The 14,799-nt window shown below is 68.7% G+C and carries 12 protein-coding genes; 9 read left to right on the plus strand and 3 right to left on the minus strand.

What is annotated here, in order from left to right; genetic code table 11:
* The first annotated feature begins 74 nt into the window (after positions 1 to 74).
* Positions 75 to 746: an SDR family oxidoreductase gene (locus INQ43_RS01520; RefSeq protein ID WP_194036900.1), complete on the plus strand. Its 672-nt coding sequence runs from the start codon at positions 75 to 77 to the stop codon at positions 744 to 746.
* A gap of 30 nt (positions 747 to 776) precedes the next feature.
* Here the strand turns inward: INQ43_RS01520 and INQ43_RS01525 are convergent, their stop codons facing one another.
* Positions 777 to 1,418 carry a hypothetical protein gene (locus tag INQ43_RS01525; RefSeq protein ID WP_194036901.1) on the minus strand — a complete coding sequence of 214 codons (642 nt, stop codon included), beginning with the start codon at positions 1,416 to 1,418 and terminating at the stop codon, positions 777 to 779.
* Between the two features lie 222 nt (positions 1,419 to 1,640).
* On the opposite strand from INQ43_RS01525, the gene iadA reads away from it, so the two are divergent.
* The 4 genes from iadA (at position 1,641) to INQ43_RS01545 (ending at position 8,254) form a co-directional block, all read left to right on the plus strand.
* The gene (iadA, locus tag INQ43_RS01530; RefSeq protein WP_194036902.1) at positions 1,641 to 2,870 is read left to right on the plus strand and encodes a beta-aspartyl-peptidase; all 1,230 of its coding nucleotides are present in this window, start codon (positions 1,641 to 1,643) and stop codon (positions 2,868 to 2,870) included.
* Entirely contained in the window at positions 2,870 to 3,712 is an 843-nt protein-coding gene (locus INQ43_RS01535; protein WP_194034844.1) for a cyanophycinase, read from the plus strand. Before iadA ends, INQ43_RS01535 begins: the two co-directional genes overlap by 1 nt.
* A 4-nt stretch (positions 3,713 to 3,716) precedes the next feature.
* A complete protein-coding gene (cphA, locus tag INQ43_RS01540) occupies positions 3,717 to 6,506 on the plus strand; it encodes a cyanophycin synthetase (protein WP_194036903.1) in 2,790 nt (929 codons plus the stop codon).
* A gap of 152 nt (positions 6,507 to 6,658) precedes the next feature.
* Positions 6,659 to 8,254 (plus strand): Mur ligase family protein, encoded by a 1,596-nt coding sequence (locus tag INQ43_RS01545; protein ID WP_194036904.1) that lies wholly within the window; start codon positions 6,659 to 6,661, stop codon positions 8,252 to 8,254.
* Between the two features lie 15 nt (positions 8,255 to 8,269).
* On the opposite strand, the gene INQ43_RS01550 is transcribed toward INQ43_RS01545, so the two are convergent.
* The gene (locus INQ43_RS01550; RefSeq protein WP_194034847.1) at positions 8,270 to 9,571 is read right to left on the minus strand and encodes an MFS transporter; all 1,302 of its coding nucleotides are present in this window, start codon (positions 9,569 to 9,571) and stop codon (positions 8,270 to 8,272) included.
* A 174-nt stretch (positions 9,572 to 9,745) separates the two neighbouring features.
* Between INQ43_RS01550 and INQ43_RS01555 the strand changes: the two genes are divergently transcribed.
* On the plus strand, positions 9,746 to 11,116 hold the full coding sequence (locus tag INQ43_RS01555; RefSeq protein ID WP_194036905.1) for an MFS transporter: 1,371 nt from the start codon (positions 9,746 to 9,748) through the stop codon (positions 11,114 to 11,116).
* A gap of 61 nt (positions 11,117 to 11,177) precedes the next feature.
* Positions 11,178 to 11,762: a hypothetical protein gene (locus tag INQ43_RS01560; protein ID WP_194034850.1), complete on the plus strand. Its 585-nt coding sequence runs from the start codon at positions 11,178 to 11,180 to the stop codon at positions 11,760 to 11,762.
* Between the two features lie 60 nt (positions 11,763 to 11,822).
* On the opposite strand, the gene INQ43_RS01565 is transcribed toward INQ43_RS01560, so the two are convergent.
* A complete protein-coding gene (locus INQ43_RS01565; protein WP_194034851.1) occupies positions 11,823 to 12,542 on the minus strand; it encodes a glycosyltransferase in 720 nt (239 codons plus the stop codon).
* Between the two features lie 316 nt (positions 12,543 to 12,858).
* On the opposite strand from INQ43_RS01565, the gene INQ43_RS01570 reads away from it, so the two are divergent.
* Both INQ43_RS01570 and INQ43_RS12850 read left to right on the plus strand, forming a co-directional pair.
* The gene (locus INQ43_RS01570; RefSeq protein WP_228062578.1) at positions 12,859 to 14,538 is read left to right on the plus strand and encodes a sodium:solute symporter family protein; all 1,680 of its coding nucleotides are present in this window, start codon (positions 12,859 to 12,861) and stop codon (positions 14,536 to 14,538) included.
* A gap of 11 nt (positions 14,539 to 14,549) precedes the next feature.
* Entirely contained in the window at positions 14,550 to 14,681 is a 132-nt protein-coding gene (locus INQ43_RS12850) for a putative transporter small subunit (RefSeq protein ID WP_228062579.1), read from the plus strand.
* Positions 14,682 to 14,799 lie beyond the last annotated feature (118 nt).

Raw genomic sequence — 14,799 nt, forward strand, 5'->3', positions numbered from 1 at the left:
CGCGCTTCCGCGCAGCGCTTGATTGTCGGCGCTGACGGCGCCATAGAAAGAGAAACCCCTTAACGGAGTCGTCCATGAAAACCGTCCTCATCACCGGCGCCAATCGCGGCATCGGCCTTGCCTTGACCCGCCAGTACAGCGCCCGCGGCGACAAGGTGATTGCCGCCTGCCGCCAGTCCAGCGATGCGCTGGAAAAGACGGGCGTGCAGGTGGAGGCGGGTGTGGACGTCACCGATGACGCCGCGCTGACAGGCCTGGCCCAGCGCCTCGGCGACACCCGCCTGGATGTGCTCGTGCTCAACGCCGGCATCATGACCCGCGAGGCCTTTGGCGAGATCCAGACCGATGGTTGGGAAGACATGCGACGCCAGTTCGAGGTCAATGCAATGGGCCCGCTGCGGGTCGCGCAGGCGCTTTCGGGCCACCTGGCCGAGGACGCGAAGATCGGCATCATCACCAGCCGGATGGGATCGATGGCTGACAACGGATCGGGCGGCCGCTACGGCTACCGTGCGTCCAAGGCGGCGGTCAACGCGATCGGCAAGTCGCTGGCCGTGGACATGGAGTCGCGCGGTGTCGCGGTGTTCCTGCTGCATCCGGGCTTCGTCGCCACCGACATGGTGGGTGGCAAGGGCGAGGTCAGCCCTGAGCACGCCGCCGCGCCACTGGTCGAGCGACTGGACAAGCTGACGCTGGGCGAGACCGGCACGTTCTGGCACGTCAACGGTACCGAGCTGCCCTGGTAAACCCGCCGCCGCCTCGGCGCCGACGAGCGACTACTTCGCTTTTGGCGCGAAGCGGAACGTGCCGCTGATCGACCGCGTGTCGCCCTGCTCGTCGGCAAACAGGCCGTCGAACTGGCCATCTACCGCGACCACCTTCGTGCTGTGGGTGCCCTCTTCCGTCTCCACCGACTTGATGGTCAGGGTGCCCGACTGCGAGGTGAACTCGCCAGCCAGCCCGGTGTCCTTGCCCAAGGGGATGGTTACCGCCGCGCTGTCCGCGCCGGAGACCTCGCTGGCGAGCTGGTAATTGCCCGGCGCCGTGTTACCGGCGGCAATTTCCACGGTGAGCAGGCCAAAACTGGCGAGCGCCTGCTCGCGTTGCGCTTCGGGATCGGCCTCTTTGCCGGCCGCTTTCGCCGACGCCGTATTCACCCAGCCGGTGGCCATCCGGAAACTCAGCGGCGCATCCGCGTAGCCGGGCAGCATGCCGGCGGACGCGGTGGCGTCCAGCTTCCAGCCCTCGCTGGCGAGCGTGAGCCCGTTGCTGTTCTTGGACGCCTTGCTGCCCGAGCCGGTCGGCGACGTATCCGCGTCGCTGCCGCAACCGGCCAGGCCTGCCGCTGCGATCGCCAGCGCCGCGGGCACCAACAACCGGGCGAGCTTCCTGAAACGGTGGGTCGTGGGTGCAGTCATGACGTGACTCCTTCGGTAATGGGATCGATGTTGTCGGAACGGGCGGCGAATCTGCCCGATGCAGAACTGAAGACACGAGCTTTGCCGCCGGTTCCGGACATCCGCCGACCCGCGGCTCCGGCATGACCGATAAGGTCGCCACCGTGGAATACTGGAGCAAGCGCGCTGGCGCGGCCTCGACCCTGCCCGCACCCGTTCCTGTGTACGGTGCGCATTGTCAGGATGACCGCCACCGTCGGCGGCATCTTCCCAGAGGGTCTTTCCAACGTGCCAGAGTCACCGCTGCTTCTGCTCCGCAACGCCGACGTGCACGCCCCGGCCCACCTGGGTTGGCAGGACCTGCTGATCGGCGGTGGCAGGATCCTCGCGATGCAGCCTTCCCAGGATGCCGCCGGGTCGCCGCCCACCCATACCACCTCGATCGATCTTCACGGCCGTCGCGTGCTGCCCGGCTTGATCGATGGCCATACCCACATCACAGGAGGCGGCGGCGAGGCCGGCGCCCACACCCGCGTGCCGCCGGTGCCGCTGTCGCGCTTTACCCTGGCCGGAATCACTACCGTGGTCGGCCTGCTGGGCACCGACGACACCACGCGCTCCACCCGCGAACTGGTAGCGACCGTCAACGGCCTGCGCAACGAGGGCATGAACGCCTACGCCTACACCGGTGGTTACCACCTGCCGGTGGCGACGGTGACCGGCAGCGTGCGCGACGACCTGGCCTTCATCGACTGCCTGATCGGCGTCGGCGAGCTGGCGATCTGCGACCACCGCTCCAGCCAGCCGACCCGTGACGAGCTGCTGCGGGTCGCCGCCGATGTCCACGTCGGCGGCTTGCTGACCGGCAAGGCCGGCATCCTGCATTTGCACCTGGGCGACGGCCCGCGCGGACTGGCGCAGGTGCGCGAGGCGCTCGACGCCAGCGAGATTCCCGCTCGCGTGTTCAACCCGACCCACGTCAACCGTCGTCGTGCGCTTTTCGAGGAAGCGCTCGAGCTTGCGCGCCGCGGCTGCACCATCGACATCACCGCCTTTCCCGTCGCCGCCGACGAGGACGCCTGGCCGGCCGATGAGGGGCTGCTGCGCTACCTGGCCAGCGGCGCTCCGGCCGAGCGGGTCACGATCAGTTCCGACGGCGGCGGCTGCCTGCCGGTGTTCGACGATCAGGGCCGCATGCTGAGCATGGACATCGGCGCGCCGGACTCGTTGCACAGGACGCTCAAGACGCTGCTGGCGCGGGGCGAGGAACTCGCGCGCGTGCTGCCGGCGTTCACCAGCAACCCGGCGCGCCTGTTGCGGCTGGAAAACAAGGGGCGGGTCGCGCAGGGCGCGGACGCGGATCTGTTGATTCTGGATGAGGACGACAATGTGAGTGATGTACTGATTTCCGGTCGCTGGTTCGTGCGCGATGGCCAGGCGGTCATCCGCGGCACCTTCGAGGGCGCGCGCTGATGTGCCCCAGTCCCGTCCCCGACGGCGTCGACCGCGGCTGGATCATCCCCATCGGGGGCGGCGAGGAGAAGGAAAGCAATCCGCAGATACTCAAGCGCTTCGTCGACCTGTGCGGCGGCGATGCGGCCGACATCGTGGTGCTGCCGACCGCCAGTCGCCTGGTGGAGACCGGCGAGCGCTACGAGGCGCTGTTCTCCGGGCTCGGCGCGGCGCGGGTGACCACGATCGATTTCGACACCCGCCGCGACTGCAACGAGCCCTCGCGGCTGGAACGCATCGCCCAGGCCAGCGGCATCTTCATGACCGGCGGCAACCAGCTGCGCCTGTCGACGATCGTGGGCGGCACGCCGGTGGCCAAACTCATCCGCCTGCGCAATGCCGAGGGCGTGCATGTGGCCGGCACCAGCGCCGGGGCGAGCTTCATCAGTGAGCACATGATCGCCTTCGGCGAGGAGGGCCCCACTGCCGTCGCGGGGGGCGTTCGCCTGGCGCCGGGGCTCGGCCTGACCAACCGGTTCATCATCGACCAGCACTTTCGCGAGCGCGACCGGATGGGCCGGTTGATGACCGCACTGGCCTACAACCCGTTTGCCGTGGGCCTGGGCCTGGACGAGGACACCGCGGCCTTCATCGGCCCCGACAACGTGCTGGAAGTGGAGGGCAGCGGCGGCATCACCGTTCTGGATGCCAGCGACATCAGCTTCACCTCGATGGACGTGGTGGACGAGGGCCAGCCGGTCTCCATGTTGGGTCTGGTCCTGCACCAGCTCGTCGCGGGCAACACCTTCCATCTCAGTACCCGCCAGGCCTCGGCCGGCCGGTTGGCTCGCCAGAAGAGGTAACCCCATGCGGATCCGCAATCGTTCGGTTTTCCTTGGTCCTTCGCTGTACGCGCATTTTCCGGTCATCCGCCTGGAGCTTGACCTGGGTGTGCTGGAGGCATGGCCGACGGTCCGGTTGGGCACCGGTTTCATCGACGGACTGGTGGCGGCACTGCCGGGGCTGGACGAGCACGGCTGCTCCTACCGCGAACCCGGCGGTTTCGTGCGCCGCCTGCGCGAGGACGAGGGGACGTGGCTGGGCCACGTGCTCGAGCATGTCGCGATCGAGCTGCAGAACGTGGCCGGTGCGGACGTGACCTTCGGCAGGACGCGCGGCACCGGCGAGCCGGGCGTGTATTCGGTGGTCTACGAGTACAAGCAGAAGGACGAGGGCCTGGAAGCCGGCGAGTTGGCGATGCGCCTGCTGACCTCGCTGCTTCCGGCGGAACTGCAGACCGCGGGCATCCTTCCCGACGGCTGGGAGTGGTCTTCGGCGCGTGACGAATTCATCCGCTTCGCCCAGCGCCGGGCGCTGGGTCCGTCCACCAGCGCGATCGTCGCTGCCGCCCAGGCGCGTGACATCCCCTGGATGCGCCTGAACGATCACTCGCTGGTCCAGTTGGGCTACGGCAAGTACCAGCAACGCATCCAGGCGACCGTGACCGGGAGGACCTCGCACATCGCGGTGGAACTTGCCGGCGACAAGGACGAAACCAACCAGATCCTCGGTGCGCTCGGCCTGCCGGTGCCGCGCCAGGCGCTGGTCCAGACCGAGGAGCTGGCGCTGCGGGCCGCGCGCCGGATCGGCTATCCGGTGGTGACCAAGCCCTACAACGGCAACCACGGCCGCGGCATCTCGATCCACCTGACCAACGAGGCCGAAGTGCGCGAAGGCTTCCATCTTGCGCAGGCGGTCTCGCGCTCGGTGATTGTGGAGACCTTTGTCCCCGGCGACGACCACCGCCTGCTCGTGATCAACGGCGAGCTTGTCGCGGCGACGCGGCGCACGCCGGGCCACATCATCGGCGACGGCCAACACAACGTCGCCCAACTGGTGGAGCTCGTCAATGCGGACCCGCGTCGCGGCGTTGGCCACGAGAAAGTGCTGACCCGGCTGGAGCTCGACGCGCAGGCGCTGACGATGCTGGAGCGCGTCGGCTACACGCCCGGCTCGGTACCGGCCGCCGATGAGGTCGTCTACCTGCGCTCCACCGGCAACCTGTCCACCGGCGGCACCGCCACCGACGTCACCGACATCATCCATCCCGACAACCGCGACATGGCGGTGCGTGCGGTGCAGGCAATCGGCCTGGACGTCGGCGGCGTCGATTTCCTCACCGAGAACATCGCCGAGAGCTACAAGAGCGATGGCGGCGGCATCTGCGAGGTGAATGCCGCGCCGGGTTTCCGCATGCACGTTGCGCCGAGCGAAGGCATGGCGCGCGATGTCGCCGGCCCGGTGGTGGACATGCTGTTCCCGCCCGGATCGCCCTCGCGGGTGCCGATCGCTGCGGTCACCGGCACCAACGGCAAGACCACCACCGCCCGGATGCTCGCCCACATCACCAAGATGGCCGGCTACACGCCCGGGCTGACCACCACCGACGGGGTCTACATCGACGGCCAGCGCACGGTGGAAGGCGACATGACCGGCCCGGTGTCGACCCGCATGGTGCTGGCCGACCCGCACATTGATATGGCGGTGCTGGAAGTCGCGCGCGGCGGCCTGCTGCGCGCGGGCATGGGCGTGCCCTACGTGGACGTCGGCGCCGTGCTCAACGTGGCGGCCGACCACCTCGGCATGAAGGGCATCGACACCCTGGAGCAACTGGCCGAGGTCAAGCGCATCGTCGCCGAGGTCGCGCGCGATTGCGCCGTGCTCAACGCCGACGATCCGATGGTGCTGAAGATGGCGGCCTACACCGATGCGGCCACCATCTGCTACGTCACCACCAACCCGCAGCATCCGCTGGTACGCGAACACATCCGCGCCGGTGGCCGGGCGTGCGCGCTGGAGGCGGGCATCAATGGCCAGATGATCACCTTGTACGACAAGGGCAGCCACATCCCCCTGCTGTGGACGCACCTGGTGCCGGCGACGCTGGAAGGGCGGGCGATGCACAACGTGCAGAACGCGATGTTCGCCGCCGCGATGGCGTTCTCGATGGGCATCAAGCTCGATGCCATCCGCCAGGGCCTGCGCACCTTCGACACCACGTTCTTCCAGGCCCCGGGGCGGATGAACGTGTTCGCCGAGCACCCGTTCAAGGTGATCTTCGACTACGCGCACAACGCGCACGCGGTCGGCGCAATGGCCGACCTGGCCCAGCGCATGGAAGTGGGGGGGCGACGCATCGTGGTCGTCGCCGGCCCGGGCGACCGCCGCGACGAGGACCTGCGCGCGATCGCCGACGCCGTTGCCGGCCGCTTCGACCACTACATCTGCCGCCGCGACGACAACCTGCGCGGCCGCGATGGTGACGAGGTGCCCCGCATCCTCGCCAAGGCACTCCTCGCCCAGGGCGTGGACGAGGAGCAGGTCAGCATCATCAACGAGGAGGAGGCCGCGATCGATGCCGCCCTGCGAATGGGCGAGCCCGGTGACCTGGTGCTGATCTTCGCCGATGCGCTGGTCCGCTCGTGGAAGCAGGTGATCAAGTTCCAGCCTGAAGGCGAGCCGTCGGCACCGCTCCGGCCCGAGGTGCCGGTGACGGCCGAGCCGGCCGATGAATCCACCCCTGCCTCGCTCGCCGATTACGAGGATCTTGTGCGCGATGAGCGCGGCGTGCGCCTGGCACGCGAGGAGAACGACTGAACCTCCCGCCGACCGCGCCGATCGATGAGCTGTTCGACAGTTCCCGTCGCCTGACCGGACCGAACCGCTACTTCGGCGGCTGCGGCGCGGTGCTGGAGGTCTTCGAAACCTCGCCTGCTCTTTGCGCGCAGTGGGCCGTGGGCGTGCGGACCATGCGCGCCCACCTGGACTGGCCGGATGCGGAGGTCGTCCTTGACATCCACCGGGCCGGCGCCGCGCTGGCGATGGCCGCGCCGCAGGACATGCTCTACACCGCCACCGAGGTCAACGAATGGGCCTGGCAGCGGGTTGCCCCCAACGCCGCTCACTGTGCGCTGCCGCATGCGCCCGCCCATCCCGCCAGCTGGGACGACGAGCTCGCGAGGCACACGCTGCGGCACCTTGCCGCCGATGAGGCCAATCCGCGTGCAATGTCCCTGATGCAGGCGGCCAGCGCGCGCGGGCTGCCGGCGTTCTTGGATGACGATGGCCTGACGCTGGGCGCGGGCGAGGGCGGCCGGAGCTGGGCCCTGGACGCGCTGCCAGACGATGTGGCCTGGTCCGATCTGCACGACATCCCCACTGTCCTGGTGACCGGCTCCAACGGCAAGACCACCAGCGTGCGGCTGCTGGCCGCGCTGTTTGAACAGGCCGGCAAGACCGCGGGCTTCAACTGCACCGACGGCGTGTTTGTCGGCGACGCACGCGTTGCCCAGGGCGACTACTCCGGCCCCAACGGCGCCCGGCGGGTGCTGCGCGATACCCGCGTGCAGGCAGCGATCCTGGAAACGGCGCGCGGAGGCATCCTGCGCCGGGGTCTGGCCGTGCAGCATGCCGACGCTGCGCTGGTCACCAACGTCAGCGCCGACCATTTCGGCGAGTACGGCGTGCACGACCTGTCCGACCTGGCCGACGCCAAGCTCGTCGTCGCCCGCGCCGTGCACGCCGATGGCGTGCTGGTGCTCAATGCCGACGATCCCCTGCTGGTGGAGAAATCGGCAGCGCTTACATGCCCGCTCGCCTGGTTCTCGCTGGACGATGGCAACCCGGTACTGATGGCGCATCGCGCGCGTGGCGGGGCAACCTGCGGGGTGGAGGCCGGCGTCCTGACCCTGAGCGTGCACGGCCAGCGCCACCGCCTCGGCGAGGTGGCCGCGATGCCGCTGACGCTGGAGGGCAGCGCGCGTTACAACATCGCCAACCTGGCCGGGGCGGCGCTGCTCGCGGTGACCCAGGGCGTATCAGTGCGGGCCATTTCCACCGTGCTGATGCAGTTCGGCGGTTCGCGCGAGGACAATCCCGGCCGCCTGGAGCGCTGGCACATCCGCGGGGCCGACGTCCTGCTCGATTACGCGCACAACCCGGACGGCCTGGCCGGCCTGCTCGCGGTCGCCGCGCGGCTGCGGCAGCAACGCGGTGCACGTCTGGGCCTGCTGCTCGGCCAGGCCGGCAACCGCGACGACGAGGCCATCCGCGACCTGGCCCGAACCGCGGCGGCGGTGCTGCCCGATCTGGTCGTGCTCAAGGATCTGGACGGCTACGTCCGCGGTCGCCGCGCCGGCGAGGTGCCGGAGATCCTGCGCGGGCAGTTATTGCTGCAAGGCCTGCCCGAGTCGCGCCTGCAGACGATCCTGCCCGAGGTCGAGGCGGCGCAGGCGATCCTCGCATGGTCCCGGCCGGGCGACGTGCTGGTGTTGCCGGTGCACAACCTCGCCGCGCGCGCGGAGCTGATCGAGTGGTTGCAAGACAACGGCGGCGTGTCCGGCTAGTGGCTCCGGTCGGCGTTACCAGCTGTCTTCCAGCATGCGCGGCTTGCACGCCAGGTAGCCGCCGAACGCCAGCACCACCAGCGTCCCGGTCAGGAAGGCGAACGGCCACAGCCATCCGCCGCTGACCTCGTTCAACACCCCGAACAGCAACGGCCCGGCGCAGCTCAGGGCATAGCCCAGGCCCTGGGTGAACCCCGACAGGGCGGTCGAACCGGCCGGCGTGCGGGTGCGCTGGTTGATCAGGGTCAGCGCCAGCGGGAAGGTGCTGGGTCCCAACCCGAGCAGCGCGACCCACAGCAGGGTCAGCGTCATTGGCGCCAGCAGCAGGCCGGTGAAGGCGGTCAGGTGGATCACGCAGCACGCGAGCACCACCGGGAAGGGATTGCGCATGCGCACCGCCACCACCGGCATCACGAAGCTGCTGAGCAGCCCGAGCGACGAGTACACGCCGACCATCGTCCCGCCCAGCAACGCGCTGCCGCCGGCGTCGGTCAGGATCCGGGGCAGCCAGGTGAACATGGAATAGGTCACCAGCGAGGTCATGCCGAACATCAGCGACATGCCCCAAGCGACCGGCGACCGCCACACGCGACCCGACGGCGGCGGCGCGGCAAACTCGGGCGCCTCATCACCGCTGGCCACCGACCGGGCGTGGATCGCGGCCAGCGTGCGGGCCTGCGCGGAGCGGCCGTAGCGTTCCTGGTACAGCACGATCGCCCAGGGCAGCGCTGCCGCCACCGCGACCAGCGACCACGCGCCCAGCGATATCCGCCAGCCGACCGCGTTCGCCACCGGCACCGCGGCCAGCGCCGGCAGGATCGTGCCGAGTTGCAGCAGGGTGATGTACATCGCGCTGATGCCGCCCACGCGGTCGCCGAAGTAGCGTTTGACCAGCGGCGGCAGCACGACGTTGCCGATGCCCATGCCCGACAGCGCAATCGCCGAGGTCAGCAGCAATTGCGTCGTGTTGTCGGCAAAGCCGCGCCCGAGCAGGCCTCCGGCGGCCAGCAGCATCGCCAGCAGCGCGGTGCGCTCCAGTCCCAGTCGATGGGCGATGGCGGGGGTCGCCACGCCGAACACCGCAAACGCCGCCGTCGGCACGATGCCGAACACCCCGGTCATGGTCGGACCGAACTGGAAGGTCTCGCCCAACCGGTCCAGCAGCGGTGTCAGGGATGTCACTGCAGTGCGCAGGTTGAGCGCGGACAGCGCGATGGCGATCAGCACCAGGCCGCGTCCCCGCCATACCGGCAGAGGCGCGCCCGGGGCGACGGGGAAGGGGCGCGAGGCCGGATCGGGTGGGGTGGGACGGGCCATCTGCGCCTGCATTGCTGCCGAGGCGGTCACGCCATCGCGAACGGCATTATATCGGCGCTCGCAGGGCCGGAGCGTGCTCTTTCAGCCATGTGGTTGCCTGCCTGCGCTATCGCCAACCCGCGGTGGCTTCTATGCTCGACGACCGACGCGGCTTGCAGCAGGACGAGTCACAGGATGGAAACGGAGGTTCAAACGCCGGCCTCGGAGAGCCTGTTCGCTCCGCGCTACCGCGCGCTCACGGTGGGATCGGTCGCGCTCATCGTGTTGTACGCGTTCGAGGCGCTGGCGGTGGCCACGGCCATGCCCGTGGTCGCCCAGGCGCTCGACGGGCTGCCGCTCTACGCCATGGCATTTGGCAGCACGCTTGCCGCCGCGGTGGTGGGCATGGTCACCAGTGGCCCCTGGGCGGATCGCCGCGGACCCGGAACGCCACTGAAGCACGGCATCGCCTGGTTCGCGGTCGGCCTGGTCGTGGCCGGGCTCGCCCCGACGATGTGGGTGCTGCTGCTCGGCCGCGTGGTGCAGGGATTTGGCGGCGGTTTGATGTCGGTCGCGCTGTATGTCGTGGTCGGCCGCGCCTACCCGCCGCAACTGCGAGCGCGGATCTTTGCCGCCTTCGCCGCCGCGTGGGTCCTGCCAGCAATTGTCGGGCCAGCGCTCAGTGGCCTGATCGTGGAATTCCTCGGCTGGCGCTGGGTATTCCTGCTGGTCCCCCTCCTTGCAGGTTTGGCCGCGGCGATGGTGCTGCCGCCCCTGCGCGGCATCGGCCCCCTGCCCGATCACGCGCCTGCTTCGGGCGCCAGCAACCGGAAGCGAATCGTGCTCGCCGGCGGCGCGGCCGGCAGCGCCCTGTTGCTCAGCTACGCCGGCCAGCAGCGCGGCTGGATCGCCTTGGGGCTGATGGCGGTATCGCTGGCCGGGCTGTTGGCAAGCATGTTGCAGCTCTTGCCCACCGGCACCCTGCGCGCCGCGCGCGGGTTGCCGACGGTCATCGCGATGCGCGGCATCGCCTCGGCCGCGTTCTTCGGGACCGAAGTGTTCCTGCCGCTGCTGCTCACGCGCGAGCGCGGCCTCTCGCCCACCTTTGCCGGGATGGCACTCACCGTCGGCGCACTGGGCTGGTCGCTGGGGTCGTGGAATCGTGGCCGGATGCGCGCGCCGGCTCCCGGGCGCGTGCTGCAGGCGGGCATGGCGCTGATGCTGGTCGGGGTGCTCGGGGTTTCCGCGGCGGTGCTGCCCTGGGTGCCGCTTGCCGTGGGCGTCGTCGGCTGGATCGTCGCGGGAGTGGGCATGGGGACGGTCTACCCGAGCCTGTCGATCCTGACCCTGGAGCTCTCGCCACCCGAACGCCAGGGCGCCAACGCCTCCGCGCTGCAGCTGTGCGATGCACTGTTTACCGCCACCATGCTCGCCGTGGGCGGCTCGCTGTTCGCGCTGCTGCTGGAGCGCTCCGCGCTGGCTGCGTACCTGTCGGGATTTGCGATCACCGCGAGCCTTGCGATCCTCGGACTCGCGCTGGCGTCGAGGGTGCGTCCTCCGGCATGACGGCCCCTGCACGAGGCCGCGTGGCACGATGCCAAGTACGCCCTTTGCCCGGAACACGACGATGACTGCCCACGACCCGGAATTCGATCCCGACGACAATTTCGCCAACGGCCTGGAGTCCGGCACCGGCGTGGACCTGGAGTCGGCCGACACCCGCGAGGCGCTGGTCTGGCAGTTGCTGCTGCTGATCAATCCGGGCGACGAGGAGTCTGCCCTGCAGCAGTTCTCCGCCTATCGCGAGGCGCTGGAGGCCGCGGGCCCCGAGGAGGTCGAGCCGCTGTGGCTGCTGAAGGACCTGATCGACTGGAAGTCGGGGTTCTTCGTCGACGAGGATGACGCGGTCTCGTTCATCGATACCATCACCGAACTGGCGGCGCGATGGAACGTGGTGATCGACTGGGGCGTGGAGGATGCCAGCGACGAGGATTTCCTCGCCGAGGCAGAAGTGCCATCGCTGATGGCTGTCGCCGCGGACCGCCTGCGCGAATACGGCTACAGCCTGTGGACCTGGAACACGGCCAGCGGCCCGCACGGCGAGGAAGGCGTCCACGCCGGCTGGATCACCCTGTCCAGCGACGATGAGGCGATGCAGGAAGTGGCCCAGGCGCTGGAGATCGAAGTGCGTCCGGCCAGCGACCCGTTCTGATTGCCGCTTGCGATTCGCGCGTGGCACACAGCGTCAGTCCGGCTGTTCACGCGAGGGCGCCTAGGGTTCGTCGCGGCGGTCGCCGTACCACATCTCCAGTTCGTCCCTGGAGTGCAACATCCGCCGCCCCCGCCACAGGAAACGCCCCAGCAAACGCAGCTGGTAGCCCAGCGAATGGGTGCGCAGCTTGCGCGCCGAGGTCATCACCACCTCGTGCACGATCACCAGCCGGCCGTGCCGGGCCAGCGCGCGACCCATCGCCACGTCCTCGCCGGCGTAATAGCGCTCATCAAAACCGCCGATCGCCTTGAACGCGGCGCGCGTGCAGAACAGGCTGCAGCCTGGTGTCACGCCCACCAGGCGGAACACGTGGATCATCAGCCACTGGCCGATGCGCTCGTGCAGCCGCGTGGGTCCGATCAGCTTCACGCCGGCGCCGCCACCGGACGCACCCCCGCGCAGCGCCCGCAGAGCCGCTGCCAGATAGTCGGGATTGATCAGGGTGTCGGCGTCGATGAAGAACAGCCAGTCGCCGTTTGCGGCATGCCCGCCGCTGTTGCGCGACGCGGCGATCTGGCGGTGGTGCACCTGCACCACGCGCGCGCCGTGCTCGCAGGCGATGCCCGCGGTGTCGTCGGTGGAGGCGTCATCGACCACGATGACCTCGTAGTCGGCGCGCAACTCGCGCGCGCTTGCGTGGATCGCTTGCAGGCACGCGGCGATCAGGCGCTGCTCGTTGTGCGCGGGCACGATGAAGCTCAGGTGCGGATCGTCTGCCATCCGGCGATGGTGGCACGGGGCCGCGGGAGGGCTTGCGAACGCCGCTTCCATCGCTGGCATGCGGGGCTGCCGGCGCCACGTACGGCTTGCAGAACGCGTTTCTGTTAAGGTTGAGGATTGGAATCGCGCGGTCCTCGCTGCATCTTCGCCCATCGTGGCGCTAACGGACCGTTTTTGCGGCGTTGCCCGTTCAGGTGTTGCTTCCCTGTCGCGGTCCCGCAGCGTGGCGTCGTAGTGGCACCGCCGGTGCACCAATCCGACGCGGCCTGCCGTCCTTCCGCCTTGCATCCGCCGTCGTCACTTATCGGAGAAGTCCTTGGCTGTTCCCGCGTTCGAGTTCAACCAGCTGCAATCGTCCACTGTCTTGCTGCTGCTGCTGGCCTTCTACGGCGGGACCTTCCTGATCTCCACGCGCATCGGCCGACGCAAGGAAAACGTCGACGGCTACATGACCTCCAGCAGCCAGGTCGGCTTCGGCGTATCGGCCGCCAGCATGACCGCGACCTGGATCTGGGCGGCCTCGTTCTACGCCGCGGCGACATCCGGATACAAGTACGGCATCTCCGGGCCGATCCATTACGGGCTGTGGGGCGCGCTGATGATCCTGTTCATCTACCCCTTCGGACGCCGCTTCCGCGCACTGGCGCCCGAGGCGCACACGCTGGCGGAGATCATGCATGCCCGCCACGGCCGCTCCAGCCAGCTGATCCTGGCCGGTTCCAACATCGTCGGCAGCGTGATCAGCCTGATGGCGAACTTCACCGCCGCCGGCGCGCTGGTCGCGATGCTTTCGCCGCTGGAGTTTGTCCACGGCGTGCTGATCGCCGGCATCGGCACGCTGTCCTACACCCTGTGGTCGGGCTTTCGCGCCTCGCTGCTGACCGACGTGGTCCAGGTCGCGGCGATGATGGGCTCGGCGGCCTTGATCATCCCGCTGGTGTTCTTCAGCGCCGGTGGCACGGAGATCTTCACCCAGGGCTGGGAGCGGATCAGCGCCGAGCAGTCCACGTTCTTCTCCAAGCAGGCGTTCCTGGAGCAGGGCGCGCCGTACTTCGTCGCCGTGCTGGCCTACGCCATCGGCAACCAGACCATCGCCCAGCGCCTGTTCGCGGTGCGCGAGGACCTGATCAAGCCGACCTTCCTCGCCGCCACGGTCAGCTACGGCGCGACGGTGATCGGGCTGGGCATGATCGGGGTGTTCGCGCTGATGATCGGCATGAGCCCGGCCGACGGCGACCACAACAACCTGATCCCGCAGATGGCCTCGACCTACCTGTCGCCGTTCGTGGTCGGCATCTTCTTCATCATGGTGATCGGCTCGCTGTCATCGACGGCGGACTCGGACCTGTCGGCGCTTTCCTCGATCATGATGACCGACATCTACGGCAAGAACCTGGCCCGCGGCAAGGTCCGCCCGGCAACGATGCTCTGGGTCGGGCGCATCACCATGATCGTGGCAACCACCGCCGGGCTGATCTTCGCCAGCTTCCGCATCGACATCCTCGACCTGCTGGTGTTCGTCGGCGCGCTGTGGGGCTCGATCGTGTTCCCGGTGATCGCCAGCGTTTACTGGAACAAGGTCACCAACAGGGCGTTTACGGTCGCCGTCGCGGTGTCGCTGGTTTTCTTCATCGTCGCGCGCTTCCAACTGGTCCCGATCGAAGGTGCGCTGGCGGTCCTGCTGGAGGTCTTTGCCGCGGTAGGCGCCGGCGTGGTGCTGGGACTGATGGCGTTCGGCTTCTTCGGCAAGCGCACCGGACTTACCGTTGGTGTGGTGGCCGCGCTCGCACTGGTCGTGCCGATGGTCGGGTTCCTGCGCGACTACCCGGTCCTGCTGGCATCCCTCAACGCGTACGGTGTCAGCACGATGGTCTGCTCCGCGCTGAGCGTCGGCAACCACAAACCCTTCGACTTCAACCTGATCGCCAAGCGGGTGACCGCGTTCCAGGAGGACGAGCCTGATGTGGCGGCCATCATGTCCAGGTCGGACAACTGAGGAGCGGAAAAATGCGTGACATCCTGATGACCGCGTATGTGCTGGTATGGCCCACGATCGTGCTGGTGATGATGGTGATCATGGGCGTGGGGCTGTATCGCGACATGCGTGCCGCGAAACGCAGTGGTGACGAACTGGTCTGACTGCACGCCGCGCTGCGCGCCGGTTCGCTAGGATTTCCCGGCCGACACTGCCAACGGAATACTGCGTGCCCCCGATCATTGCCTGCCAGCAGCTCACGCCCACGCGCGGAACTTCCTC

This window comes from Lysobacter sp. H23M47 (genome assembly GCF_015209765.1).
Lineage (GTDB): Bacteria > Pseudomonadota > Gammaproteobacteria > Xanthomonadales > Xanthomonadaceae > Novilysobacter > Novilysobacter avium.